The 24,358-nt window shown below is 41.6% G+C and carries 26 protein-coding genes and 1 tRNA gene; 15 read left to right on the top strand and 12 right to left on the bottom strand.

The features are described 5' to 3' along the window. Positions 1 to 162: 162 nt before the first annotated feature. The 3 genes from LX64_RS12090 to LX64_RS12080 all read left to right on the top strand — a co-directional run bounded on the left by LX64_RS12090 (position 163) and on the right by LX64_RS12080 (position 2,125). On the top strand, positions 163 to 597 hold the full coding sequence (locus LX64_RS12090) for a MarR family winged helix-turn-helix transcriptional regulator (RefSeq protein WP_111597911.1): 435 nt from the start codon (positions 163 to 165) through the stop codon (positions 595 to 597). Between the two features lie 10 nt (positions 598 to 607). Beyond that, entirely contained in the window at positions 608 to 1,033 is a 426-nt protein-coding gene (locus tag LX64_RS12085) for an organic hydroperoxide resistance protein (RefSeq protein WP_211324796.1), read from the top strand. A gap of 93 nt (positions 1,034 to 1,126) precedes the next feature. Then, on the top strand, positions 1,127 to 2,125 hold the full coding sequence (locus tag LX64_RS12080) for an NADP-dependent oxidoreductase (protein ID WP_111597910.1): 999 nt from the start codon (positions 1,127 to 1,129) through the stop codon (positions 2,123 to 2,125). Positions 2,126 to 2,372: 247 nt separating this feature from the next. Here LX64_RS12080 and LX64_RS12075 read toward each other — a convergent pair whose 3' ends face one another. The 6 genes from LX64_RS12075 to LX64_RS12050 are packed head-to-tail and all read right to left on the bottom strand — an operon-like array spanning position 2,373 to position 5,012. Continuing rightward, complete coding sequence (locus LX64_RS12075; RefSeq protein ID WP_111597909.1) at positions 2,373 to 2,750, bottom strand: VOC family protein; 378 nt, start codon at positions 2,748 to 2,750, stop codon at positions 2,373 to 2,375. 35 nt (positions 2,751 to 2,785) lie between these two features. Continuing rightward, the gene (locus tag LX64_RS12070) at positions 2,786 to 3,655 is read right to left on the bottom strand and encodes a pirin family protein (RefSeq protein WP_111597908.1); all 870 of its coding nucleotides are present in this window, start codon (positions 3,653 to 3,655) and stop codon (positions 2,786 to 2,788) included. A gap of 20 nt (positions 3,656 to 3,675) precedes the next feature. Next, the gene (locus tag LX64_RS12065; protein WP_111597907.1) at positions 3,676 to 3,915 is read right to left on the bottom strand and encodes a (4Fe-4S)-binding protein; all 240 of its coding nucleotides are present in this window, start codon (positions 3,913 to 3,915) and stop codon (positions 3,676 to 3,678) included. After that, on the bottom strand, positions 3,905 to 4,303 hold the full coding sequence (locus LX64_RS12060; protein WP_111597906.1) for an OsmC family protein: 399 nt from the start codon (positions 4,301 to 4,303) through the stop codon (positions 3,905 to 3,907). The genes LX64_RS12065 and LX64_RS12060 overlap by 11 nt, the downstream gene beginning before the upstream one ends. Beyond that, entirely contained in the window at positions 4,300 to 4,668 is a 369-nt protein-coding gene (locus LX64_RS12055; protein ID WP_111597905.1) for a hypothetical protein, read from the bottom strand. The genes LX64_RS12060 and LX64_RS12055 overlap by 4 nt, the downstream gene beginning before the upstream one ends. 44 nt (positions 4,669 to 4,712) lie before the next feature. Continuing rightward, positions 4,713 to 5,012: a GNAT family N-acetyltransferase gene (locus tag LX64_RS12050; RefSeq protein ID WP_111597904.1), complete on the bottom strand. Its 300-nt coding sequence runs from the start codon at positions 5,010 to 5,012 to the stop codon at positions 4,713 to 4,715. Positions 5,013 to 5,302: 290 nt separating this feature from the next. Between LX64_RS12050 and bioA the strand changes: the two genes are divergently transcribed. The 4 genes from bioA (at position 5,303) to LX64_RS12025 (ending at position 8,923) form a co-directional block, all read left to right on the top strand. Further along, entirely contained in the window at positions 5,303 to 6,595 is a 1,293-nt protein-coding gene (bioA, locus tag LX64_RS12040) for an adenosylmethionine--8-amino-7-oxononanoate transaminase (RefSeq protein ID WP_111597902.1), read from the top strand. A gap of 69 nt (positions 6,596 to 6,664) precedes the next feature. Then, positions 6,665 to 7,753 (top strand): ABC transporter permease, encoded by a 1,089-nt coding sequence (locus tag LX64_RS12035; RefSeq protein WP_111597901.1) that lies wholly within the window; start codon positions 6,665 to 6,667, stop codon positions 7,751 to 7,753. A gap of 79 nt (positions 7,754 to 7,832) precedes the next feature. After that, the gene (locus LX64_RS12030; RefSeq protein ID WP_111597900.1) at positions 7,833 to 8,363 is read left to right on the top strand and encodes an SRPBCC family protein; all 531 of its coding nucleotides are present in this window, start codon (positions 7,833 to 7,835) and stop codon (positions 8,361 to 8,363) included. Between the two features lie 2 nt (positions 8,364 to 8,365). After that, positions 8,366 to 8,923 (top strand): SRPBCC family protein, encoded by a 558-nt coding sequence (locus LX64_RS12025; protein ID WP_111597899.1) that lies wholly within the window; start codon positions 8,366 to 8,368, stop codon positions 8,921 to 8,923. Between the two features lie 107 nt (positions 8,924 to 9,030). On the opposite strand, the gene LX64_RS12020 is transcribed toward LX64_RS12025, so the two are convergent. Further along, positions 9,031 to 10,005, bottom strand: a complete 975-nt coding sequence (locus tag LX64_RS12020; protein ID WP_211324795.1) for a hypothetical protein — start codon at positions 10,003 to 10,005, stop codon at positions 9,031 to 9,033. Positions 10,006 to 10,289: 284 nt separating this feature from the next. Here LX64_RS12020 and LX64_RS12015 point away from each other — a divergent pair, with 284 nt between their 5' ends. Then, positions 10,290 to 10,646, top strand: a complete 357-nt coding sequence (locus tag LX64_RS12015; RefSeq protein ID WP_111597898.1) for a hypothetical protein — start codon at positions 10,290 to 10,292, stop codon at positions 10,644 to 10,646. 95 nt (positions 10,647 to 10,741) lie between these two features. On the opposite strand, the gene LX64_RS12010 is transcribed toward LX64_RS12015, so the two are convergent. Next, positions 10,742 to 11,500, bottom strand: coding sequence for a hypothetical protein (locus LX64_RS12010; RefSeq protein ID WP_111597897.1), 759 nt, complete (start codon positions 11,498 to 11,500; stop codon positions 10,742 to 10,744). 239 nt (positions 11,501 to 11,739) lie between these two features. After that, positions 11,740 to 13,497 carry a signal peptide peptidase SppA gene (gene sppA, locus LX64_RS12005; protein ID WP_111597896.1) on the bottom strand — a complete coding sequence of 586 codons (1,758 nt, stop codon included), beginning with the start codon at positions 13,495 to 13,497 and terminating at the stop codon, positions 11,740 to 11,742. A 142-nt stretch (positions 13,498 to 13,639) separates the two neighbouring features. Between sppA and folK the strand changes: the two genes are divergently transcribed. The 3 genes from folK to LX64_RS11990 all read left to right on the top strand — a co-directional run bounded on the left by folK (position 13,640) and on the right by LX64_RS11990 (position 15,291). Continuing rightward, a complete protein-coding gene (gene folK / locus LX64_RS12000; RefSeq protein WP_111597895.1) occupies positions 13,640 to 14,131 on the top strand; it encodes a 2-amino-4-hydroxy-6-hydroxymethyldihydropteridine diphosphokinase in 492 nt (163 codons plus the stop codon). Between the two features lie 21 nt (positions 14,132 to 14,152). Next, the gene (locus LX64_RS11995; protein WP_111597894.1) at positions 14,153 to 14,785 is read left to right on the top strand and encodes a deoxynucleoside kinase; all 633 of its coding nucleotides are present in this window, start codon (positions 14,153 to 14,155) and stop codon (positions 14,783 to 14,785) included. Positions 14,786 to 14,898: 113 nt separating this feature from the next. Continuing rightward, entirely contained in the window at positions 14,899 to 15,291 is a 393-nt protein-coding gene (locus LX64_RS11990) for a VOC family protein (RefSeq protein ID WP_111597893.1), read from the top strand. Between the two features lie 66 nt (positions 15,292 to 15,357). On the opposite strand, the gene LX64_RS11985 is transcribed toward LX64_RS11990, so the two are convergent. Beyond that, complete coding sequence (locus LX64_RS11985; RefSeq protein WP_111597892.1) at positions 15,358 to 17,856, bottom strand: MG2 domain-containing protein; 2,499 nt, start codon at positions 17,854 to 17,856, stop codon at positions 15,358 to 15,360. Between the two features lie 228 nt (positions 17,857 to 18,084). On the opposite strand from LX64_RS11985, the gene LX64_RS11980 reads away from it, so the two are divergent. Next, a complete protein-coding gene (locus tag LX64_RS11980; protein ID WP_111597891.1) occupies positions 18,085 to 19,344 on the top strand; it encodes a BaiN/RdsA family NAD(P)/FAD-dependent oxidoreductase in 1,260 nt (419 codons plus the stop codon). An 86-nt stretch (positions 19,345 to 19,430) separates the two neighbouring features. After that, positions 19,431 to 19,964, top strand: a complete 534-nt coding sequence (locus LX64_RS11975; protein WP_111597890.1) for a 5' nucleotidase, NT5C type — start codon at positions 19,431 to 19,433, stop codon at positions 19,962 to 19,964. A 126-nt stretch (positions 19,965 to 20,090) separates the two neighbouring features. Here the strand turns inward: LX64_RS11975 and LX64_RS11970 are convergent, their stop codons facing one another. Together LX64_RS11970 and LX64_RS11965 are read right to left on the bottom strand one after the other, a co-directional pair. Continuing rightward, positions 20,091 to 21,671 carry an RICIN domain-containing protein gene (locus LX64_RS11970; RefSeq protein ID WP_111597889.1) on the bottom strand — a complete coding sequence of 527 codons (1,581 nt, stop codon included), beginning with the start codon at positions 21,669 to 21,671 and terminating at the stop codon, positions 20,091 to 20,093. A 415-nt stretch (positions 21,672 to 22,086) separates the two neighbouring features. Next, positions 22,087 to 23,286, bottom strand: coding sequence for a hypothetical protein (locus tag LX64_RS11965; RefSeq protein ID WP_111597888.1), 1,200 nt, complete (start codon positions 23,284 to 23,286; stop codon positions 22,087 to 22,089). 395 nt (positions 23,287 to 23,681) lie between these two features. Here LX64_RS11965 and LX64_RS11960 point away from each other — a divergent pair. Further along, positions 23,682 to 23,755: transfer RNA gene (locus LX64_RS11960), tRNA-His, on the top strand. A 58-nt stretch (positions 23,756 to 23,813) separates the two neighbouring features. Beyond that, complete coding sequence (locus tag LX64_RS11955) at positions 23,814 to 24,281, top strand: hypothetical protein (protein ID WP_111597887.1); 468 nt, start codon at positions 23,814 to 23,816, stop codon at positions 24,279 to 24,281. Positions 24,282 to 24,358: the final 77 nt, after the last annotated feature.

Raw genomic sequence — 24,358 nt, 5'->3', positions numbered from 1 at the left:
AGCCTAAAATCCTTAAAATGCTATCCTGTATAAAGCTTTAAATAATTTTCCCTCCAAATTCCCCACTGAGTAAGTATTTCAAGATCGAAGTATCATAAGATTAAAAATAAATTTGGATTTCAATTGTGCGCAATCTAATTTTGTGTTATCAAATTAATCACAATGAGTCAACTTAAACTAGAAGAACAGCTTTGCTTCCCGCTTTATGCATTATCTAGGAAGGTTATTACATATTATACCCCCCTCCTGGAAAAGCTCGACCTCACATACCCACAATATCTTGTGATGCTAGTACTTTGGCAAGAACCTTCTTTATCCGTAAAAGAACTCGGTGAACGTTTGTACCTCGACAGCGGTACGCTTTCTCCCCTACTGAAACGTCTCGAAGCGAAAAAATTTATCAGCCGCAAACGAAACGAATCAGACGAAAGAATTGTTATCATTTCTTTACTACCAGGAGGAGAAGCATTGAAAAGCGAGGCAGCATCCATTCCGCTGGCAATGCAGTGCAGCTTGGATCTTTCTAATGAAGATATTAGCTCATTGCGTTCCCATCTCTACCAAATAATCCATAAAATTATTCCTCCAAACAAATAAATCATATAGCATGATCACACCATTATACACAGCCCATGCAACAGCAACGGGCGGAAGAAACGGGCATGTCACTTCTAGCGACGGCGTATTGAATCTTGACGTAAAAATGCCAAAAGAACTTGGCGGCTCCGGCGGCGCTTACACAAACCCCGAGCAGCTATTTGCCGCAGGCTATTCAGCATGTTTCGATTCTGCTTTAAATCTCGTGATTCGTACCGAAAAACTACAAACCGGCACCACCACCGTAGAAGCCGAAGTAAGCATCGGCAAAACAGAAGCCGGCGGTTTTGGATTAGCTGTAAAATTAAACGTAACCATTCCAGGTGTAACACAAGAACAAGCCGATGATTTGGTGAAAAAAGCTCACCAAGTTTGCCCTTATTCTAATGCTACCCGCAATAATATCGACGTGAAATTAAGCGCTAGTATTGCATAATTATTTCATAACCAACGCCAACTTTGTTAACCGGTACATGTTATTACATTGTTCCTCTATTGTCCCCCTGCCTGTTTATTAAATTTAGAAATCATGAAAGCAAAACAAATAGTTTTAGCAGAACGTCCGAAAGGCTTACCAACAGCAGCTACATTTAGATTTGAAGATATAGAAACGCCTGCATTACAAGATGGCGAAGTGTTACTCGATCCACTTTACATTTCCGTGGATCCATATATGCGCGGCCGTATGAACGACGCGAAATCATACGCTCCTCCTTACCCACTCGATGCTCCTATTGTTGGTGGCATTGTAGCGAAAGTATTGGAAAGCAAAGCCGCGGATTTAACAGCGGGCGATACCGTAGTAGGTTACCTTCCATGGAAAACCAAAATCGCTATCAGCGCCACAGAAGTGCGTAAAGTAGATGTAAATGGTATTCCACCAAGTTATTACCTCGGAGTTTTGGGTATGCCCGGGCTTACCGCATATTTCGGTTTAGTAGATATTGGCAACCCCAAACCTGGTGAAACTGTAGTGGTTTCTGGTGCTGCCGGTGCCGTAGGTATTGTTGTTGGCCAAATCGCGAAAATTAAAGGTGCTAGGGTTATTGGCATAGCGGGTTCGGACGATAAAGTGGCGCTATTGAAAGAGAAATATGGCTACGATGAAGTTATTAACTATAAAACCACTGAAGATATGAAAGCTGCCATTGCAGCGGCTGCTCCAGATGGTGTAGATGTTTATTTCGATAACGTTGGTGGTGATATTACAGATGCCGTGGTAGCGAATTTGAATTTCTTCGCTCGTATTGCTCTTTGTGGTCAAATTGCCCTATATAACAATACAAAGGTAGAAACCGGCCCACGTATTCTACCCACTATCCTCACAAGAAAAGCACTTATCAAAGGTTTTATCATCGGCGATTACGCCCCTCGTTTTGGAGAAGCGATGCAAGCTTTGGGTTCTTGGGTAAAAGAAGGTAAACTACAATACACCGAAACAATCGTCGATGGTTTCGATCAATTACCGGAAGCTTTCCTCGGCCTTTTCTCTGGACAGAACCAAGGTAAAATGCTCGTAAAAGCTTAATTGACTTGTCAATAATTGTTATATAAAAAAAGGTCGCCTTATTCAGACGACCTTTTTTATATAATAAGTTAAATACCAAGTATCCTTTTCATGGTTATTATACGCAACATAATTAAAAACATACTTACCATCTCGGGAAGTGTTGAGACACTCACAATTTAAGGTTCATCTATCCAAGGCTTCCTTAAATAATTACATTCCTCATTCATTTTCATTCATCCATTTAAGTGCAAAAAAAGCACTGCTCTTACACCATTCGTTTCAACCATTCCGGCGAATGTTCAGTAGGCATATTTAACGCAATTCTATTTCCATCGGGATCTATAACCACAACTTGTTTCATTGCCAAATGAGCGTCTACAGGCCCTTCAAAGAAAGTCCCCGTTTCGCGTAAATGCGCCATCACTTGATCTATATCATTCACTAAAAAAGAAAGAGAGAATTGCTGCGGGTAATGTGTACTTATGTTTAAATCAAGCCCTGGCTTTCCGCTATCAAACACTTTTAATTGTGCTTGGTTAACGTGTATATTCAATCCCAGTACTTGTTCATAGAAATCTTTTGCAGCTGAAGGATTAGCCGAGTGTATTTCAACTTCGTGTAATATAGGGTGGAAGGGTTTCATCTCTACAAATGTAGAGATAAAATCGTCCCTTCTTATTAATCTTCTATTAAAATACCCATCTTCCCTATTTGATAATCACGCATCGCTTCTAAGATCGCGGTTTCAGTGTTCATCACGTAAGGGCCATGAGCGACTACTTTTTCGTTGATAGGTGCTCCACTGGCAATAAATAATTGGGCATCTGTTTTCGCTTTGATGTGAATACCATCACCATCTTCGTTATATACAATTGTAAACCAGCCACCAATTTCATCATCACCCGGCAAAGCTAATAGGCCCGACAAAACGTAAACAAATGCATGATGAGAAGTAGGAATCGGCAACACGGTATCTGTCCCAGCTTTACAATCCACCATAAAGGTATTCATCGGGGTAAATGTTTTTATCTTCCCCTTCGTTCCCCATAACTCGCCACTCACAATGCGCGCCGTTAACAAACCATCTTGGCTTGTAACAACGGGCGTTTCTTCGGCTGTTAAAGGTTGATAGGAAGGTTGATCCATTTTATGAGCAGCCGGTGTATTGACCCAAAGTTGTATCATTTCTTGCCTACCTCCCCGCTCATGAATATCAGCAGGTGGACGTTCACTATGAATAATACCCATGCCTGCATGCAGCCATTGGGTTCCTCCTTCATACACAACATGATTATTACCACGACTATCACGGTGATGCACCCCTCCCTTGTAAATAAAGGTAACAGGTGAAAAACCTCTATGCGGGTGCGGTGGCGCTCCTGCATGGCGCAGAATGGCATGCTCATCAATGGTTACATACAAATGATGCAACAACAAAAACGGGTCGATTCTATCTTGTTTCGCTGTTGGAAATCCTTGCCATACAGGTGTTCCATCTAAATCTTTCAATTCGGCCTGTACCAGTGCTTTGATGCTTCTTACTCCCATATTTGTTGTTTTTGTTTGAATTAGCTGCCCGTTGTTGGCTTCTTATCTGCATTCATGTAGTACGATAACGCTCCAGAAGGACATTGCTTCACTTGCGCAATAATTTCGTTCGTAGTGGCGCCATCCGTTTTAATCCAAGGGCGTTCTTTCGGTTGAAATACGCTTGGTAAACCTCTTGCGCATATGCCGGTATGCTGGCATAATGTAGGTTTCCAGACAACAGTGACCTCGCCGTTGCTGTATTCAATTTTAGCTTCCATTGACCTCTAATTTTGTAATAATCTTATTGCTTCCCTCCAACGCTTTATGCACAGGACATGCATTTGCAATATCAAGCATACGTTGGGTTTGTTCAGGTGTTAAATCACCTTTTACTGTAATATTAACAGTGAAGACCGGCTTTATGTTGACCGTTGCCGTTCTTTCCACAACTGCTTCCAAGCCATGGATTTGCCAACCTTTACGGTTGAGATACATTTTCAACGTGGCTACGGTGCAAGCACCCAAAGTTGCGCAAAGCAACTCCATGGATGCAGGACCAAGATCTTTTCCGCCATAATTAACGGGTTCGTCTAATAATAATTCATGTTGGCGCATCACGGCTTTCATTTCGAAATCCTCTGCACCTAACGTTACTGTTGCTATCATGAGTTTAATAAAGAGCTTTTAAAGTTTCTGAACTCTACACGTAATTCATTGAACAGGCGGTTGAAGGTATCCATGTCATCCACCATTTTCTTATGTAAAATACTAATCTCATTGTCATCTGCCGTTTTTTCACTCATAATTTTATCAGCTTTCACCACCCATGCCAATTGGTCGTTGATAACTTCTTTCTGACGAATTAATTGATTCTGCAGGTGATCAACCGTTTTTCTTTGTTCTTCTGTTTTTGCATCATTCACTAAAACAGTCAATTCTTGGTTCATTGATTTTGTTTCGTGCTCTGATTGCAAAAGATTTTGTTTCCATTCTTGGTGCAACTTGTGTGCGTCGTTGAAATTAACGGTCATGACTATACGTTTTTATAAGATAAAATATTAACTAAATGTTGTGTTTAAATACGAATGCCGTGGGCCAGTAATCTTTTCCATTCAGGATGTTTACGAAGATAGCTGGCAACATATGGACATAGTGGCACGAGTTTCAATTTCCGTTCGTCGATAATTTGTAGTACTTTCTCTACCATGTGTGCGGCTACACCTTGACCTTCTAACGAAACGGGTACTTCCGTATGCGTAAGAAACATCCTTTCACCCGACATCATGTATTCAATTTTCGCTATTTGCCCGTTTACCTTCATTTCGAATTGATGTGCCAATTCATTATCGGTTACGGGAATTTGTTTTATATCCATAATATAAGATTTTTTCGCGGGAAAAAATGCAGGGTTAAAATGAAGATAGAACGAATTTGCGTGACGATTAAGCTTAACACAAAATTACGAAAATAGTTGCAACGAAAGCCTGCAAGCCGCTACAGTAGCCATAGCGGCGGATATTAATAAAATGAACATTTGTAGTATCATGGCGCATTTGACTATATACGTAGCCAATGAATTGGGATAAAATGCACAATTGATAACAGAAAATATACATGAGCACAATCATATCTTGCTGTATATCAAAATCCCCTATATTTGAAACCATGAAAAAGACATTAAGCGAACGCGACCAGGCAGTTATATGGCATCCTTATACGCAAATGCAGACCGCTCCTGCGCCTATTGGCATTGTTCGGGGTGAAGGTGCTTTGTTGTTTGATGAAGAGGAGAATGCTTACATTGATGCTACGTCGAGTTGGTGGGTGAATATTCACGGGCATGCTCATCCGCATATTGCAGAGAAATTGGCAGAACAAGCACGCACCTTGCAACATTGCATTTTTGCTGGCTATACCCACGAACCGGCTGTACAACTCGCAGAACGCTTATTGCCTATACTACCGGGCAAACAACAAAAATTGTTTTATTCCGACAATGGTTCCACAGCTGTTGAAGTGGCTATGAAAATGGCCATTCAATATTGGCATAACTTGGGTTCTCCAAGGAAGAAAATCATCGCCTTCAAAAATGCCTACCACGGCGATACATTTGGTGCCATGAGTATTAGCGCTCGCAGTGTTTTTACCCATGCATTCGAAGAATTCTTGTTCGATGTACACTTTATCGACACACCTACGCATCAAAATATCCAAGCACTTAAAGATGAAATTACCAGCCTAGCACCAGAAACAATTGCTTTTATTTTTGAACCATTGGTACAAGGTGCCGGCGGTATGTTAATGTACAGCGCTTCCCTCATGGATCAATTGTTGGCACATTGTAAAGAAGAAGGTATGTTATTAATTGCCGACGAGATTATGACTGGCTTCGGAAGAACCGGTCGCAATTTCGCTTGCCAATATTTCAATACCGCCCCCGATATCATGTGTTTATCGAAAGGGTTAACAGGTGGCGCGATTGCTTTGGGGGTAACTACTTGCTCCGATAATATTTACAATGCCTTCCTCTCCGATAGCTCTTTAAAAACATTGTTCCATGGGCATTCTTATACAGCTAACTCGCTTGCTTGTGCTGTAGCATTGGCAAGTTTAGACATATTCTTGGATGAAAAGTGTTTTGAAAACAGGGTGCGCATTCATCAAAAACACCTTCAATTTAAAACCTTCTTATCGCAATGCAACGAGGTGAAGAACGTACGTATTCAAGGTACTATTCTCGCTTTTGAAGTGGTCAGTAGCGGGGAAGACACCTATACCAACAACCTAGCTAAGTATCTCCATCAATACTTTAAGAAAAAACGTATCATGTTACGCCCATTGGGCAATACGCTGTATATTTTACCTCCTTATTGCATCACCAACGAGCAGCTCGACACAGTTTACCAAGGCATCCGGGATTTGCTTTCCTTAGTGGCGCAAGGCGAACTACAAGCCTAATCTTTAAATTTTAATTATGTAAATGGCCAAAACAGTAGTAGTTTTACGCCGTTTTTCAAAATTTTAGATATGGCAGAACAGTATAGCCAATGGAGAGCCATGATGGCCATTATGAAAGCCAGCATCAGGGCAATATTCAGAAGCCCGAGCGCTGTGGTATTCAGCTTGGCCTTTCCGTTGGTATTTATCTTGGTATTTGGATTTTTAGGTGGAAAAGGCAGTAGCATTCGTGTAGGCGTAGATCACGCTTCCAATACCGGCAACCCAGTTTATTACGGTTTGCTTAAGAATCCCGCCATCAAACTTGTAGAAGATAAACCTGCCGCCGATATGGAGGCCGAGTTAAAAAAAGGGAATTTAGCAGCCATTATCAATATTCAAGCACCTGCGAACGAACGTATCCAAGTGAACGTTCGCACTAGTACTGCTTCCGGTCAAACTTTCGGACCATTCATGAATGTGCTGAATGAAACCATCAACCGCATTGATCTTGACTTGCACCCTCGCCCTTCAGCAGCAGAGGTGAAAACAACAACAATTGAAGGTCGAAAATATAAAACCATCGATTTTATCTTACCCGGCCAGCTGGGTTTCTCATTAATGAGCGCAGCCGTTTTCGGTACCGCTTTTCTATTCTTTAGTTTACGACAAACATTAGTGTTAAAGCGTTTCTTTGCAACACCTATTCACCGCGCTTATATCATTTTAGGTGAAGCGCTCAGCCGCTTAACATTTCAACTGTTTGGCTCTGTTATTATTATTGGTATTGGCTATTTCGGTTTCGGATTCACCTTGATCCATGGCTTTACAACTTTCTTGGAAATGTTGTTATTGTCGGTTATCGGGTTGATTGTATTTATGGGTTTTGGTTTCGTGGTGAGTGGCATTGCGAAGAATGAAAGTACCATCCCACCATTCGCCAACATCATTACCCTGCCTCAATTCCTCTTAGCAGGCACCTTCTTCCCTATCGACAACTTCCCTACCTGGTTGCAACCTATCTGCCGTATTATGCCGCTTACGCACTTAAATGATGCTATGCGACAAGTGGCTTTCGAAGGCTTACATATTTGGAATGTAGGCCCCCAATTACTCGTACTAGCTATTTGGGCGGTAGTGGTGTACGCTGTAGCCGTAAAGGTATTCCGTTGGGAATAGTTTAATTGCACATTTTTCAGTAACTTATAGTAACCTGTACCTCCGTGTAGCACTTGGTTTACCCAGTAAAAACTACATCATGCAAGCATTATATATTTTGTTAGGGGCCGTTTTATTAATCATTCTAGGCCTGGTGATCTTTTCCCTCTTTTTACCTTCTTTAATCAGGGTGGAGCGCTCACGTACCATCAAAGCTCCTATAGAAACACTGTTCGAGCAAGTGAATGATCTTAAAAATTGGCCAACATGGTCGCCATGGTTCGGTTTAGATCCTAATATGCAAACCACGTTCGGCGAAAAAACGAGCGGTGCCGGGGCTTTCTACCGCTGGCATAGCCAACAAAAGCATGTTGGTAGCGGCTCAGTTACCATCAACGAATCCAGGCCCTATGAACTCATTACCTGCGATATCCACTTCGAAGGCCGAGGTATCAATAAAAGCACTTTCCGCTTCGAACCCGGTACGCCCGGCGTAAAAATAACCTGGACATTCGAAATGAATACAGGCTTACATCCTATTAAAAAGCTGTTCGGCCGGTTAATGGATAAATACGTAGGACCAGATTTCGAGAAAGGACTACGCAAAATTGAAACGATTACAACTACATAAACATGCGATTGATTAAATTATTTATCGTTAGCGTATTGATCTTCTGCATCTTGGGATTCCTTCTTTCCTTGATGCTGCCGTCAAATGCCAGCTCGGAACGTTCGGGCAGTATTAACGCGCCAACGAGCACCGTGTACGAGCAAATTTCCAATTTTAAGAACTGGCACAATTGGAATCCTTGGAGTCCCGGCTATAACGATAAAAGCGGCTTAACGCTTAAATCTATGTCAACACCAAGCCATGGCGTAGGCGCTACATTTACTTACGTAAACACCAGTAACCAAGAAGAAGGCACCGTAAAAATCTTGGAATCAGATCCTGCTACAGGTATCAAATACGAAGTAACCTTTCAAGGTATGAAACCCATGATCGGCACTATCCAAATTAAACCTACCACCGGCGATGCCAACGGTACCGCCATCCGCTGGGTATTAGAAACCAATGTAGGTATGATGCCTTGGTGGAAGGTTCGGGGTTTCGTGATGGACAGGTTATACGGCCCCTACATCGAACAAGGGCTAAACCACCTAAGCACCGTGTGCGAAACAGGATCAAAATAAACCGTCTTTTTATATACAAGCAAAAGCCGCCTCTACCCGGTAGAGACGGCTTTTTGTTTTTGATGGCTTGCCAATTTGGGGTTAACTCTTTCTATACCTAGAATGAATTATAAGTTACTCAGCGCATCAATTTCACTTTGAATAGCACTTTCTGTAGAAGGCGCTAATACAAGTGTTTCTTGTTGGTTGGCACTGATGGTAATATCTTTTTTCGCTAAGAAGAATTGACCGTTTTTAATGCTGAAAGAGATCAACCTACCTTCTACACCAATAGGCATTGAATTGTCGTAACTCTTTGCGCCGTTCGGGCCATCAGGATAATAGAACTGGGCCACCACATTGCTACCCTTTGCACAGAAATACACGTACGTTTCACCTGTATTGGCTCTAAAAGAAGCTAACGTACCAGGGTTATTTTGCAACGCAACACGCACCGTGGTTTTAGGATTGCTGTAGCTGTAGAATACATCACAGTTAATCCATCCCAAGCTGCCGAAATTAAAGATGAAATTGCCCTCACTTTTCTTAACTTCTAAATTCACACCTTGTCTTCTCACCGGTTGATCCCAACCAAATTGTAACGCATCCCTACCCGCTAAAGTGTCTTCTCTACCTATCCAAATTTGTGTAAAATCGGCATCTTTCGCAGGTACTTTAAATTCTACCAACTCCGCTAATCGCCTATCAGCATCCACTCCATTTACTTTTGCATCAAAGAAGAAAGAACCTTGAGATACTAAGGGCAGACCCGAAATATGGTTTGTATTTACACCCGCACGAACTAAGCTCGAACGGTTCATCATTTCCATTACTTCTACAGTAATACTACCGGTGGCCGGCCGGCCATCCACTGTAAATGCTCCTTGTGGAATGGTAAGTTTTGTGCCGCTTTGAAGAGAAAGTGTTTGAGGTAAACTGCTAACGTTGAAGGTAAATTTTTGTGTAGCAGGACTATATTTTTCGATAAATGCTTTTGTAGATTGTACGGTAGATATAGGCGTTACTGTATCGTTCTTTTTACATGAAAAAAACATAGTAGCAGTAAGCGCAAAACCTGTAGCAAATAATAAAGCGTTTTTCATAAAAATAAATTTAAGTAATGCCTACTCTATTCTTTTTTGGCTTTTCGGCGTGCGCCAGTAGATGATTCGTAAGTATATCAGCACAGCTAAAAAGTTGTTACCCCCTTTCTTTAAAAATTTTCCTAAAAACCACTTAAACCCGCTACAGTAGCGATAAGAAATTTCCCAATATGCATGTAAAAGTCTATTTATGGGTATTTAACATGTAATAACATGTACTTAACAAAGCCCAACAACGTTTCTCATTAATTTACTGCATCGTTTTTCCTCAAAATCTCCTGTTTATGGCTAGCACAAAACACCAATCTCCTTTCCCCCATGTCGATAACGGCGTAGAAAATGAAGCAGCATTGAATAAAATGATCGACGCTTATGATAGTATTATGATGACGATACAATCTTTCGATCCCTTTAGCGGGTCGCAGGTACTCTGTAACGTATTAAATGATCATATCAAATCAATGTCCGATGCCATCGAATACCACAATCGCTTAGCTGCTGAAATGGAAAGAAGTATGGAAGCTCTAGCCGATGGCTTAAGAAGATTAAGGTTAACAGCGCAAGACATTGTTAATAATACCAATAACCAAGTGATCCGGCTCTCGTCTAAGTCCTATGGAGATGAAGATTCGGAACAATAAAAAAACGGGCTCTACCAAGTAAAGCCCGTTTGCTATTTCTTAAACGAAGAATCTATTGTGAGTGGCTTGGATAATTTTATCCAAAACACTTTGTACTATTTATCCTTTATCGAAATCTTAATATAATCAATGGTTTCCTCGTAACCGTTTGCCTCATTCACACGCTTCCTTTCCGCTACCAGTGTTGCATCATCCAACCAACGAAATTCATCAGTTCCCCAATCCTTCAATATCTTATGATCCACCTTGGTATATTCACCATTCCCTTTCCTTTCCAAAAACATAAAACCATTATCTACAAATGCAGCCACTAAATCATACGATGATGTAATAATAAATTGCTTATTCGGTGAAACATTCGGGTTGTAATAAATCTCTTGCTTCTTACCCGTTTTTAAGTCTACTAAATATCCATCCGACCATTCATAAAACGAACCTAACACATACACTTGGTTAGCTTCTTTCAAAATGCCTTGGAGCTGGTAATGCGCATAATCGTCATTATCAGACTTGTTGTTTACAAACGTAGCTATTTTACCATTTTCGGCTTTTACAAACAATGTATCGCCATGCCTATAAGATATATCATGACCAACTTTTGCAAACATCCTAATTTCGCTGGTATCTACCGCAATACTATCTGCTCCTTTGAATTCACTTTCCGTGGCAGGTGATATGTACCACACTTTCCCATTCACATGAAGGGTATCAAGATCACTTTGGGCAGTAGCAGCGGGTTGAACCTGGGTTGAACTATCTGCAGTTACAACAGTAGAATCTGCAGTGTTAGTTGGTTGCGTTCCATTACACGCCTGTAACAAAGCAATGATGGCTAGGTATCGTAATTGTTTCATATAAGGGTTCTTCTAAGTTGTAAAAATAACATTTTAACCTGTAGGGTGGATATGTATGCTTGGATATAGAACTGTTTTATCTGCTACATGGGTAACGTATGAATAAAACCCACGTGCATCGATATCTTCACCCTGTTTGCTAAAACGGCCAGTGAGTATACGAACTACTTCAATTGTTTACATAAAAAAACCGGGATCGATTGCCATCCCGGTTCTTCAAATATTATTATTACATCACTTTATTGAATCGTAAAGTCGTAAGGCAAGCGTGCTTGTACTTCACCTTTCATGGCTTGCAAGCTTTTTAATTGCTTGTAAATCGCGTAGTTCGTACCCAATTCCTTCGCAATAATCGACTCGCTTAGCTGCGCATTACCCAATGTTTTCATATACTTCGATAATGGGTTTTTCAATTCTGGGTATTGCTCTACACGGTAACCCGGCAAATTGGCCAATTTAGCCGCATGTTTTAACGCATCTTCAATACCGCCAAGTTGATCTACTAAACCTATTCTTTTGGCTTCTGTACCGCTCCAAACGCGTCCTTGTGCAATGCTATCAACTACAGCGCCTGCAAGCTTCCGGCCCGCTACAACACGACTTTTAAATGTGCTATAAATGGAATCTACCGAAGATTGCATGAGACGTTTCTCGTTTTCCGTTAACGGGCGGGTTACAGAACCCATATCTGCATATTGTGCCGTTTTAACACCGTCGAACGTTACGCCGAGTTTGTTATTGAAGAATCCTTGCATGTTCGGTAATACGGCAAATACCCCGATCGAGCCGGTAAGCGTATTAGGTTCCGCGAAAATGGCATCTGCATTACAAGCAATGTAATACCCGCCGCTCGCTGCATAATCACCCATCGACACTACCACCGGTTTCTTTTTCTTCGTTAATTCTATTTCTCTCCAAATCACTTCAGACGCCAAAGCGCTACCACCACCACTATTCACACGGAAAACCACGGCCTTAATATTATCGTCGTTGCGTACATCACGGATGATTTTTATGTAATCCTCGCTGGCAATGGATACGTTTTCTTCATCGGTACCACCTTTAATATCGCCACTTGCAAATACCAAGGCAACGCCCGCATCTTTATAGTTGTAAGGCAACACATCGGCTGCATGGTACTTACCAAGACTAATAAAGTTCACGTCTTCATTACCTCCTAAACCAATGGATTTCTTAATCAAATCCATTACTTGGTCGTTATATTGCAACCCATCTACTAATTTATACGTAACAGCGTCTTGCGGGAAGTTAATAGCACCATTTTGCGCGTAACTGTGCAATGTAGCAGAATCCAATTTGCGGGCTTCTGCAATACCTTTCAAATAATGTCCATACAGCTCATTTAAGAAAGCGGTCGTTTGAACACGGTTAGCGTCGGTCATTTTAGTTTCACGTAATGGCTCCGTTGCACTTTTGAACTTACCATCGTAAAAGATTTGAGGCTCTACCTCTAGTTTCTGCAAGGCGTTTTTCAAATAGAAAACGGTCATATTGAAACCATTAAACTCCACCCCTCCTTGCGGGTTTAGGAACACTTTATCGGCCACAGATGCTACATAATAGCCTTGTTGCGACATGGTTTCTGCGTAGGCATATATAAATTTCTTGCTTTTTTTGAAGTCGATCAACGCATTCCTAATCTCTTCCGTGCTGGCAAAGCCGTTGGCGCTGCTGGAAGTTTTCAGGTATATACCTTTGATGTTGCCATCTTGGGCAGCATAACGGATCATGCTTACTACGTCGTAAAGACCAGGTTCCTCAGGCGCTTCATTTGTAAAAGAAGCGAATGGGCGTAAATTGGCTTGTTCCCTAAAATTGTCGGAAAGATCTACCACGAGCACCCCGTTAGGCGAAATAACCGTTGCCTTGGTTGTAAAGGCCTTACCTATTAAGCTGAACATGAAAATGACGCCCAAGAACGTAAAAACGATCATGGCTAATAGGGAGGCGAAAAAGATTTTGAGGAAGCTTCGCATATATCATTTAAATTTTAAAAAACAATGCCACCGGGCATTTGAGCTGTTTATCAATGGGTTTTATAACCAAAAGTAGGGGTTCCTTCCTTTTAAATATTTTCAAAAATAAGGAATATGGCTACTTTTGGGCTGTTAAAAATACATGAATACTTCGATAATACTTATAGGTGGCAATTTAGGAAACCGCGTTGAACATTTACAACAAGCGCGGGAATTAATTCATGCCAAAGCCGGCGAAATTACCGCCCAATCGGCTTTGTACGAAACTGCGCCCTGGGGAAATGTGCAACAACCCGATTACTTAAACCAAGCTTTACAAATAACTACTTCGCTCGACCCGGCCGCATTATTAGCCGTTACCTCGAGCATCGAGCAAGAAATAGGCCGTGTTCGCCAAGAAAAATGGGGAGCACGGGTAATCGATATCGATATTATTTTCTTTAACAACGTGGTGATACAATCCCCACAACTCGAACTCCCCCACCCTCGTATGCATTTACGGCGGTTTGTATTGGTACCCATGGCCGACATCGTGCCTTCCTACCAACACCCCCTACTACATAAAAGCGTAGCGGAGTTATTACACGAATGCCCCGACCATCTGCCGGTGCATACATTTGTTCCAGTTCAATAAAGGCAAGCGATTTATAGAAACATGCGTTACCCGTTCATAACGATAGAAGGCAACATCGGCGCCGGTAAAACCACTTTGGCTACCAAACTCGCCGATCATTTTAAAGCAAAACTAATTTTAGAGGAATTTGCCGATAACCCGTTCTTGCCAAAGTTCTATGCAAGTCCAGATCAATACGCGTTCCCACTCGAACTATTCTTTATGGCCGAACGCTATAAACAACTCAAGGAAATGCTCTCCATGCAAGAGCTATTCTCGCCCATGGTTATTTCCGATTACCTATTCATCAAAAGCCTCCTCTTTGCCAAGGTAACCCTCGCTGAAGATGAATACAACCTCTACCAAAAACTGTTCGAGATCATCAACCCGCAACTCAAACAACCCGATTTACTCGTGTTCCTCAATGCGCCGGTCGACCTCCTACAAGCCAATATCAAAAAACGAAACCGCTCCTACGAACAAAATATTGCCGATGAATACCTGCAAAATGTACACGACATGTACATGCAATACATCAAGCAACACCCCGTTCGTACCCTCATGATCGATTCCACTAAAATCGATTTTGTGAAAAATGAAGCCGATTTCCAATTAATCGTAGCAGCTTTAGAGAAAGAATACGAACCCGGGATTCACTACTTACAAATCCCCTAACAATAAACCTTTCGAATTTTTTTATAACATAGGATGCATACTTATAACGCATCCTATTTTTTTGACCGTAAGAAATCATCTACCTTGTAAGTCGACAAAAAAGTAACGTCAACATGATCAAATTCAAGTACACGATCCTTTACGTAGCCGACGTAGAAAAATCGGTTACATTTTATGAAAACGCGTTCGCTTGCACACGCACATTTGTAACGCCCGACAATGATTACGGAGAACTCCTTACCGGCGAAACAACCCTGTCTTTTGCTTCCAAAACACTTGCTGCCAGCAATTTGAAAGATGGTTTCCAAGCTGCTTCCCTGGCAGAAAAACCTTTCGGGATTGAAATCGGTTTTATTACCGACGATGTAGAGAAACTAGTGGCCGATGCCATAAAACATGGCGCCACTTTGTACCAAGCTCCCCTCGTAAAACCTTGGGGCCAAACAGTGGCTTATGTTCGCGACCTCGACGGTTTCTTGGTAGAAATTTGTACGGAAATGAAATAATCACGTCCGCACATAAAAAAAGAGCGCCCGGTAAGAGCGCTCTTTTTTTATGAAAAGTTGTACCGTTTACCACAAGAGGTATTCAATACGACCAATATTTCCCGTTGCATCCATCCCTTCAACAATAATCTTGAATTGCTTCGAAAAATCGTTGTTAAAGAACTTGATGGTACCTTGATTTGTTTTAGGATCAACCGCCAGATACGGGTTCCAATACAAGGTAGTACGGTTATCTGGTAACTCGTGCTCCGGTATTTTCAAACCATAGTTAGGCGAATAGAATTCCTTCACAATGTTATAACCTGCTACACGAATAGTGGGTAAACCTTGCGGAGCTTCTGATTTACTTCTTGGTTCAGAACCATTCCTTAAATATACAGCAATAGCACCCCCGGCACCGCCACCTGGCGCTCCCATAAATGGAGGCCGCAATACTTTCACTAAGGCAATATCTTGTACCGAAAGATTCGCTAACATTTGTACATCACCCTGCATTTCGTTCAAAAAGAGGGCAACACTTTGACCACGCCATGTAATTTTCGGGTTGTTAATATCGCCGGTAATTTGAAGACCAGCCACTCGAGATTGCAAGTATTGGAATACGTTCATGGCGATCGGGTCTTCTTCCACGAAATCAAATGTATAGGCATTCGTAGAAGTAAACATACCGCGTACATATTTCTCCTCTCTTTCTTCCGTTGCAGTTTTCTTCTTTGTTTGTACCTCGAAGGTTTTTAATTGAATGGTTTTACTATTCAATCGCTTATTAATAATGTTCGATTGATTAACGGTGGCTAAATAACGTTGTAAGGTGTCTTTATTCACGGTAACCAATGCCCTTACCGGGAAAGGTGATAAGAAGTCGCCCTTACTATCGTAGAAGTGTTGATCAAATCTTACTTCTACGGTACGGTTTAATTTATCGTTTTTCTGGCCACGGTAGTAGATAACGGCCGTATCTCTAAATAGCATGTTATCCGAAATAAAGTTCCCCTTATCGTCGGTATTCACAGATGAAATACTTTGTGCCGAATCTTTGGGTACAGTTATAATCAAGTTCACAGCACCATTTACCAATGGTAATCTACCACCATTCGTAAAGGCCGAGCCTTTGATTTGGATACCTTGTTCGTAAGGAAACTTATTAATAGTAGTATCATTATCAATTACTTGTTTCCAAGTGTACCTGCGCCAGCCGTTGGTCATCATCACCAAATCCAAAGCCTTCAAGGTATTGGCCGTGGTGTCTTTAAAGTAATAAGCTGGGTTATGTACATATCCTTTGATATCCGACGTAAGCAAAGTATTCGAAATAATGTTATTCATGTAAGGATTCATGGTTACTTGCTCAGCATCTGTAATCGATACAGAATAAGACCCCACGGTGCCTTTCGGTACCTCGAATGTTAATATGTTCTGCTCGCGGGGATTAATATGAATTTCTTTCTCTTCAATCTTAAACTGTAACAAGTCGTTATTCTGTACAAATACTAAACGCTCTGCTAAAGGCTCCCCTTTCTTCGTTAAAACCGTTAAACCTACAATGCCCGATGGCAAGTCTTTCGTAGGTATGAACCCCGAAATGCGCCCTTCCGAAGCATTCAGCGTAGCTTTATACACCACTTGGTTTTGCATCTCCGCCACTAACAAGTAATCTGTATTAGCTTCCGCATTCTCTGGGAAGCTCGTTAAATAGAATATCCTGTTCTGGCGATTAAACACTTGTAATACTGCGCCGGTAGTTACGGCCGCCGGTAATGCAAATTGCTTGGCAACTCCTTTCTCCGATTTTGCGGATGCCGTATAGCTTTCGCCGGCTACCGGGGTAAATTCAAATACACCCATCCCATCATGCACAACGTTCAAAGTAGCTACGGTTTTACCCTTGCTATCTTTCACTTCACCTGTTACACCCACAGGGAAGCCATTCCCATCAATGGCTTTAAATGCAACGTTCGTTTTAACGTTGGTAATAAGGTTCCCACTCTCAGGGAAGAACTGCACAGCAAATTGATCAGGGTTCTCGGTGGTGGCTGTTGTTTTAGCAGGTTGAGCCGGTTTTGCGCCCGGTTTTGCAGCTGCCGTAGCCCCAGGTTTATCGTTCGGGTTGAAGATTTCAATGTTTCTATAGAAGTGGAAGGCTGAATCGTAGTTCAACATCCAACTGGTATATGCATTTACTTGGTAAATACCTGGTTTCATGTCGGTCGGCAAATCGAAGTTACCCGGCGAAGTACCACCTTCAGCATACAACTTCTTCTTTTGCACGATTTTACCATCGCGGTCACGTAACTCTACATACAAGGTACGGGCATCTACTGCAGGGGTACCCTGCAACGTAAGATAACCTTTGAACCAAATGGTTTCACCGGCGGCATAATATTCCTTATCAAAGTGCAAATACACTTTCTCTTGCGGGTTGCGGGTATTGTATTTCACGATGGCCGTTAATAGCTCATCCGACCAATCCAAAACCGGCGTAAAGGCCAATGCCGAAGCAATGGTTACGACGATCACACTCAGATAGGCGGCTATTTTAAATGGCCTTTTTCTTGCTTTTGGCATGGTATACGGCGTGGGTTTAAAAATGCGTACTTCGATTCTTTATAGCGCGTTAAATATACATGAATTCGTATAACTCTCCTACCGCGAAAAGCCTGTTGGCATTTTTTTTAAGACGCTTTTAAGAAATTTATCGACGGGTACGCTTGTTAGGTTCTTTTGTTGTTGCATGCTTTTGTAGGAATTGTTCCTATTTTTGCGCTTTAAATCTACTGAATTATTAGCTTTTTTATGGGGAATGATAAGAAATTGAACGGGCATCCTAAGAAATTAATTGTAATCGGCGGCGGTGCAGCCGGTTTCTTTTGCGCCGTAAATGCAGCCAGGCTCAACCCCAACCTGCAAGTAACCATTCTCGAAAAAACAAGCAAACTGCTTTCCAAAGTAAAGGTCTCAGGCGGCGGTAGATGCAATGTTACACATCACCTCGACAGTATAACGGAAATGGCTAAACGTTACCCACGCGGCCAACAGTTCCTTAAAAAAGCCTTCCACCACTTTTTTGTAAAAGATACCATCCAATGGTTCACAGATCGCCAAGTAAAACTGAAAGCCGAACCAGATGGTCGTATGTTCCCCGTTACCGATAGCTCGCAAACCATTATCGATTGCCTGCTCAACGAAGCCAGTACTTACCAAGTACGGGTCAACGTTAACACCAGTGTTGAAGCCCTCCGCAAACTGGAAAATGGTCAATGGGAATTACAACTACAAAACAATCAAACACTCCGTTGCGATTATCTCTGTGTTGCCGCCGGTGGCTATGCCACGGCCGATAAATTCGGGTACCTCGCCAAAATCGGCCACACCATTAGCTCACCCGTACCCTCCTTATTCACGTTCAATATGCCGAAAAACCCCATTACAGCACTGATGGGCGTATCGGTACCCAATGCACAAGTGAAAATTGTAGGTACGAAGTTGCAAGAAAATGGTCCCTTACTCATCACTCACTGGGGCATGAGTGGCCCTGTTATCTTACGTTTATCCGCTTGGGGCGCACGTTTACTGCAAGAGAAAAACTACGATTTCACGGCTATTGTAAACTGGCTACCTGGTAGTAATGAAAACGCCCTCCGCGAAGAGTGGCCTGCATTACGACAAAAGCTCTCTTCCCAAAAAATATATAATAAATCGCCCTTCGGTCTTCCATCACGCCTATGGCACTTCTTATTACAAGAAGCAGGCATCGCCGAAGAAACACGCTGGGCCGAAGTACCTGGTAAAGAACAAAACAAACTGATGAAGCTACTTACCTCCATGGAATGCCCTGTAAAAGGAAAAACAACGTTCAAGGAAGAGTTTGTTACTTGTGGAGGAATAGATCTACAAGAAGTCGATAGCAACACGTTCGAAAGTAAACTACATAACAACTTATTCTTCGCCGGCGAAATACTAGATATTGATGGTATTACCGGTGGATTCAATTTCCAAAACGCATGGACTTCCGGTTATATATCCGCGCAAACCATTGCTGGAAGAGCGGTGTAAAAGCTTAACAAATTCCGGGTTGTATTCCTTTTAAAATCAGCGTAACTTAGTTTACTCTATTTTAAAACGGAAATATTTTTAATATCATGGATTACATTCCCTCTATTGCCATCGACATGGACGAAACAATTGCCGACCCAATCTCCAAAGCCCGCGCTTGGTATTACCGCGATTACGGCGTAGCATTCACCGACGATCAAATGCATGGCAAACACTTTGGCGAAGTAGTGCCACCGGAACACAAAGCCATCATTACACAATATCTCAATACACCCGGCTTCTTCCGCGACCTCGATATTTTCGCCGATGCACAACGCGTAATTGAAGAACTGAACAAGAAATACCGTGTATTCATTGTATCTGCCGCTATGGAATTCCCCAATTCCTTACTCGATAAAGTACAATGGCTACAAGAGTTCTTCCCTTACTTAACTTGGCGCCAATACTGCCTCTGTGGCGATAAAAGCGTGGTACAAACCGATTATATGATCGACGACCTCACGCGCAATTTCGTTCACTTCAAAGGCAAACCGTTCCTCTACCATGGGCACCATAACGTACACGCCGAAGGCTACGAACGCGTAATGAACTGGGAAGATGTTGCCAATAAACTACTATAGAAATTATATCATAACTAGAAAAGCGGCTGCCCATCTATAACTGGTACAGCCGCTTTTTATTTTAGTCATGAACACGCCATTGATGTTAGATCGTGACGGGAATTAGTCTATCCTACACCATACATCCTACTGCTCTAAATACCATTGCTGGTTATCGCCACCATTCGAAGGCCATTGTATAATTCTTGCGCCTGTTCCCCAAGGATATTCTACATCTAGCAATAGGCCACTTTTCTTATTCTTTATTTGATAAATCTGCCTATTACTTGCGTCGTACCCAATAAAAGTAATTTCCCATTTCTGGTTGTCGCCATTGTTATACCCGTATTGCGTCATAGGCGTTCCTGCTGTTAATGATGAATAAGGGTTGTCAATTACAAGGCCACTCTGTGCATTGGAGATGATATAATAGGTTTGACCATTCGGCAAAAGCTGGATATTCCCCAATGTCCATTTCCTAGTATTTGCACTGGTATTGGTATATTGAACCAATGTATCGCCCCAACCCGTACCATCATTCTTAGGAGATACAATTTGACTAGAATTTACGGATACCAACTTAAATGTACCGGCAGGTGCATTGTTAAAGTAAGGCAATACATTACTAAGCGCTTGTAAGGCCCTTGGCAAGCTTGTTTGAGCTGCTACGAAGTGCAATGTATCGGAAAGCTTTTGTAATGAATTACAAAAGGTTCTTAGCCCGGTTTCACTCATTTTATTCAACAAGTTGGCATTCGTAGAAGTATAAAAAGGAACGTTAAGCGTTGCCCCGGCAACATTCGTACAATTGTTATTGAACACATTTTTACGTAAACTGTCTACAACGGCTATCAATTGTTGTAAACGGTATGGAGGAGCCGCATAAGTAGGTGCCCAATAATAGCTGGCAACTAAATAAGAAAGTGAAGGCGGTATGTCATCATCGGTAGCCGAGTAGTTGGCTGTCTTATTCCAAAACTTAAATATTTTACACACGCTTAATACCTTGTTACCCGCCACCGTAGTAACAGGGAATTTTGTATTGAAAGAATTCACAAATCCCGGGGAAGCAGTTTCGTTCCAAGTGGCAGGGTCTTCTACTGCATTATCAGAATTTCTGCCCCATGCCATTTCTGAACACAAGTTAGCAGGAAGACAAGCTGGATTGTGTGGCACGTTTAACTGGTTGAATGAACCAATATCCATATGGTATACCAGGTTGCTGCCATCAGGAAAGGTAGTGTCTGCTTTGATAGCCACTACAGGGTCTTTCATCTCAAACTGGTAAGTAGAATTAGCCGTATTCGGAAACACCAGTTGCAACCACTGCTTCACTTGCTCCTTAAAAGTATAAGCAGAAATAGTGGCTGCTATACCATTGTTAATTTTGAATAAGAGGTTAAGATCTAAATCCGACCCCTCATCTCCCCTACTACTTCTTACCGGCGTATTCGAGCCATAACCGCCCACTACCAAGAAGTTAAAATGAGAAAACGTTTTACCACTGAAGGCCGCAGCCAGCCTTGTTTTTAACCGTGCAGTATCCTTCACCATTTTGGTACGCTGGGCAAACAACACAATACTGTCTTGCTTGTTGCTGGTGATGAAATTCGTATAGCGTTCAAAGTAAGGCTCCAATTGGGCCGATATTTGGGCAAATAAGGTGTTGGTGGAAAATATCCCGCCAACCATTAATAGTACAACGTACAATGTGAACTTTTTTTTCATGTTACAAAAGGGTTAAAAAAGTGAACGCATAGCAAGCGCCTTCGCTCACTCAAGTGAGAGTGATATGTGAATCAAAAAAAATAGTAAGGCTTCGTGTATGCTGGCAGGGCATAAACGAAATTGGTCATGTAGGGCTGTGAAAATTGGGCTAATCTATGTGCTGAGTATAGGTATAATAAGTGTTAAGGGTTATAAATACAATGTTGTGGTATAACCATTCTAAATTAATTGTAGGCACTGTAATTTTTATGCAGTTGTTTTAAGTAAGGAGCAAAAAATATTTATAAAAGTCACTTTTACATCTTACATAGGTAGCGTCATCATCAATAAGCGAAACAGGTCAGTAGCACGCATGCACACAAAAAAAGGCCACAGCATAATGGTGCAGCCTTTTACTATAAAACAACGTGAAAATTTAATCTTTTAATTTGTTCAAGTAGTACGAAAGTTTAAACAACAACTCGTCTTGTAAACCAGAACGAAGTTTCGCTTCTTCATCTGTAATACCCAACCTGCGCAAACGCTGGTAGTAAACATACGAACCTCCAACAAGCTCTAAGCATTCTTGGATTTTAACTTTCACTTCTTCTTCTTTAGAACGTTTCTCGAATTCTTTCTTCGATAAAATCTTCTCTACAAAATAGAACGCGTCTTTTTCTTCTACCCACTTATTACCTTCTTTATGTTGAGGTTTGTAGATTTCTAAATAACACTCTTCTAATTTCAAGATTTGACCGAATTCAGTTTTCAAGTCGATCACCATCGGTTTTTCACCCGCTTTACCAGCCAGGCGCTTTTTAATACTCGCACTTATCTCAGCACCAATTTCACCACAACTCATAAGTATTTGGTTGAGTTGTGAGAATTCCAATGCAATCGTAATACGTGTTAAACGCGTACCTGTTTTTACTTTACCAAATAAGCTCGGAGAAGTACGATCATCGAATACAATGTCTTCTACTTGTAATTTCGTAATTGTACGGTAATGCGGTGTATACCCTTCTTCTGCCGGTGTTAAACGCTTGTTAGCAGGACGAGCAGATTGTTGGCGACGGATGAATTGAACGAAGTCGTCTACGAAAATGAAATGTTGTTTTTTCAACTTTTCATAGATATCATTCGTAGCATAATCTTTCATCTTCGACATCAATACTACATCTTCCCAACTATTATGCTTTTGTGCACGGCGAAGCTCGTCGAGCACTTCTTGGGCGTCCATGTTTCTACGGTACAATACTTCACCGATTAAGAATACAGCGTATTCGTGTACCGGTAAACCCAATTCAGGCAATACATCATAAGGGCTACGCTTTTGATCGCGGGCCGCCGATAATTGTTCTGCATCCGACATAACAGGTGCTAATAAATATTTGCGCGCAGCAGAACGAAGTTTCTTGCTTACGTAATCGATTAATTGGTCGTTTACACTAGCGTGGTGTACGAAATCGTGTAAGATTTGTACAAAACGCTTAGAAGCTGGTAACCCAAACTGCGACAGAATATCGTTTTCCAGTTCCAGGACATCGCCCCCGCTATTTTTCTCAGACTTAGCCTGTTGAATAGCGCCTTGACTACGGTGATAATACTCCTGGAGTTTCAATTTAAGCTGATCCATATATGATTTTATTACAACAAAATTTTAATTAGGTCCAATCTATTGTCATCAATGGGTTGCCTCTAAAACATAGCAGTTAAGCCGGGATATAGCTTATTGCATGTTGGCATGTACCCGGATTCGCGGGTTAGTACGCGCGCCGTGGTTTACAATGAGTTAATAAATAGTAATTGGATTGAGTTTAATGGGAAGTCATGCAAATATAACCCTTTTTTCGGCCAAGAAAAGCCACAGATGGCGTTTTTATCCCATGCATATAATTCGTTTTATGTACTGAAATGGTTCTGAAAAGCGTGGAAATTGTTCGCCTCGAAAAAAATTCAAGTATTTTTTTAAAAATAATTTGGAAATGAAAAATCAATTCCCTTATCTTTGCACACCCAAACGGGAAAATGGTGGTCGTAGCTCAGTTGGTTAGAGCATCAGATTGTGGTTCTGAGGGTCGAGGGTTCGAAACCCTTCGATCACCCAAAAAGTAAGAAAGGCGGTTCGAATAGAATCGCCTTTTTTTGTTATTTGCACTTGTTATGAAAAAATATGCATTAGCACGTTTCATCCTCAGTGGTCAACTCGGCGACCTGCAACCCGGCCAACCTTTTAACTCGAGAAAAGGTCAGTGGGCCCCTGCATTCGAAGTATATGAAAACGGTCAAACCAAAACATATAAAGGCAAGCACGCCGGCTTTATTGTAAACGTGCATGTAGATGATCAGAAAAACATCACTACTATTGTGTTGCACTTAGATGAATTGTTGAAGAAACAAAAAATTAAACTGCACGATAAAAAACGGAACATCGCCAATATGCGTATAGATCAAATGGTAGACTTCCTCGATACACATCAAAAAGCTTGGCATTTTAAAACCGTGTTAGATAAAATAATTGTCATTGTTGTAGAAGATGTGCATGTTGAATTAACTTTTTCATTCTACCCGCAAGAAAAAACACCGGCATTCGGACACATCGAAGCAAAGCATTTTGTGCCAACAACTTAACACACAAAATCCTTTCAAACCCAATACAGCAAAGCCTTTCAATAAAACTCTTATTACACGCTCCGCTTGAAAAGCAA

It is taken from the genome of Chitinophaga skermanii (assembly GCF_003259335.1).
Lineage (GTDB): Bacteria > Bacteroidota > Bacteroidia > Chitinophagales > Chitinophagaceae > Chitinophaga > Chitinophaga skermanii.
Note: the sequence above shows the minus strand (reverse complement) of the source record. Positions and strands in the feature narration are given on the sequence as shown.

What these genes read in the sequence shown, in the direction of transcription:
- LX64_RS11990 (WP_111597893.1), top strand. Translation starts at nt 14,899, where the DNA reads ATGATCAAATTCAAGTACACGATCCTTTACGTAGCCGACGTAGAAAAA.
- LX64_RS12030 (WP_111597900.1), top strand. Translation starts at nt 7,833, where the DNA reads ATGCAAGCATTATATATTTTGTTAGGGGCCGTTTTATTAATCATTCTA.
- LX64_RS12050 (WP_111597904.1), bottom strand. Translation starts at nt 5,012, where the DNA reads ATGGATATAAAACAAATTCCCGTAACCGATAATGAATTGGCACATCAA.
- LX64_RS12035 (WP_111597901.1), top strand. Translation starts at nt 6,665, where the DNA reads ATGGCAGAACAGTATAGCCAATGGAGAGCCATGATGGCCATTATGAAA.
- LX64_RS12060 (WP_111597906.1), bottom strand. Translation starts at nt 4,303, where the DNA reads ATGATAGCAACAGTAACGTTAGGTGCAGAGGATTTCGAAATGAAAGCC.
- LX64_RS12025 (WP_111597899.1), top strand. Translation starts at nt 8,366, where the DNA reads ATGCGATTGATTAAATTATTTATCGTTAGCGTATTGATCTTCTGCATC.
- LX64_RS11985 (WP_111597892.1), bottom strand. Translation starts at nt 17,856, where the DNA reads ATGCCAAAAGCAAGAAAAAGGCCATTTAAAATAGCCGCCTATCTGAGT.
- LX64_RS12070 (WP_111597908.1), bottom strand. Translation starts at nt 3,655, where the DNA reads ATGGGAGTAAGAAGCATCAAAGCACTGGTACAGGCCGAATTGAAAGAT.
- LX64_RS11975 (WP_111597890.1), top strand. Translation starts at nt 19,431, where the DNA reads ATGGATTACATTCCCTCTATTGCCATCGACATGGACGAAACAATTGCC.
- LX64_RS11995 (WP_111597894.1), top strand. Translation starts at nt 14,153, where the DNA reads ATGCGTTACCCGTTCATAACGATAGAAGGCAACATCGGCGCCGGTAAA.
- LX64_RS12010 (WP_111597897.1), bottom strand. Translation starts at nt 11,500, where the DNA reads ATGAAACAATTACGATACCTAGCCATCATTGCTTTGTTACAGGCGTGT.
- LX64_RS11965 (WP_111597888.1), bottom strand. Translation starts at nt 23,286, where the DNA reads ATGGATCAGCTTAAATTGAAACTCCAGGAGTATTATCACCGTAGTCAA.
- sppA (WP_111597896.1), bottom strand. Translation starts at nt 13,497, where the DNA reads ATGCGAAGCTTCCTCAAAATCTTTTTCGCCTCCCTATTAGCCATGATC.
- LX64_RS11955 (WP_111597887.1), top strand. Translation starts at nt 23,814, where the DNA reads ATGAAAAAATATGCATTAGCACGTTTCATCCTCAGTGGTCAACTCGGC.
- LX64_RS12020 (WP_211324795.1), bottom strand. Translation starts at nt 10,005, where the DNA reads ATGAAAAACGCTTTATTATTTGCTACAGGTTTTGCGCTTACTGCTACT.
- LX64_RS12075 (WP_111597909.1), bottom strand. Translation starts at nt 2,750, where the DNA reads ATGAAACCCTTCCACCCTATATTACACGAAGTTGAAATACACTCGGCT.
- LX64_RS12065 (WP_111597907.1), bottom strand. Translation starts at nt 3,915, where the DNA reads ATGGAAGCTAAAATTGAATACAGCAACGGCGAGGTCACTGTTGTCTGG.
- LX64_RS11980 (WP_111597891.1), top strand. Translation starts at nt 18,085, where the DNA reads ATGGGGAATGATAAGAAATTGAACGGGCATCCTAAGAAATTAATTGTA.
- LX64_RS12015 (WP_111597898.1), top strand. Translation starts at nt 10,290, where the DNA reads ATGGCTAGCACAAAACACCAATCTCCTTTCCCCCATGTCGATAACGGC.
- bioA (WP_111597902.1), top strand. Translation starts at nt 5,303, where the DNA reads ATGAAAAAGACATTAAGCGAACGCGACCAGGCAGTTATATGGCATCCT.
- LX64_RS11970 (WP_111597889.1), bottom strand. Translation starts at nt 21,671, where the DNA reads ATGAAAAAAAAGTTCACATTGTACGTTGTACTATTAATGGTTGGCGGG.
- LX64_RS12055 (WP_111597905.1), bottom strand. Translation starts at nt 4,668, where the DNA reads ATGACCGTTAATTTCAACGACGCACACAAGTTGCACCAAGAATGGAAA.
- LX64_RS12080 (WP_111597910.1), top strand. Translation starts at nt 1,127, where the DNA reads ATGAAAGCAAAACAAATAGTTTTAGCAGAACGTCCGAAAGGCTTACCA.
- folK (WP_111597895.1), top strand. Translation starts at nt 13,640, where the DNA reads ATGAATACTTCGATAATACTTATAGGTGGCAATTTAGGAAACCGCGTT.
- LX64_RS12085 (WP_211324796.1), top strand. Translation starts at nt 608, where the DNA reads ATGATCACACCATTATACACAGCCCATGCAACAGCAACGGGCGGAAGA.
- LX64_RS12090 (WP_111597911.1), top strand. Translation starts at nt 163, where the DNA reads ATGAGTCAACTTAAACTAGAAGAACAGCTTTGCTTCCCGCTTTATGCA.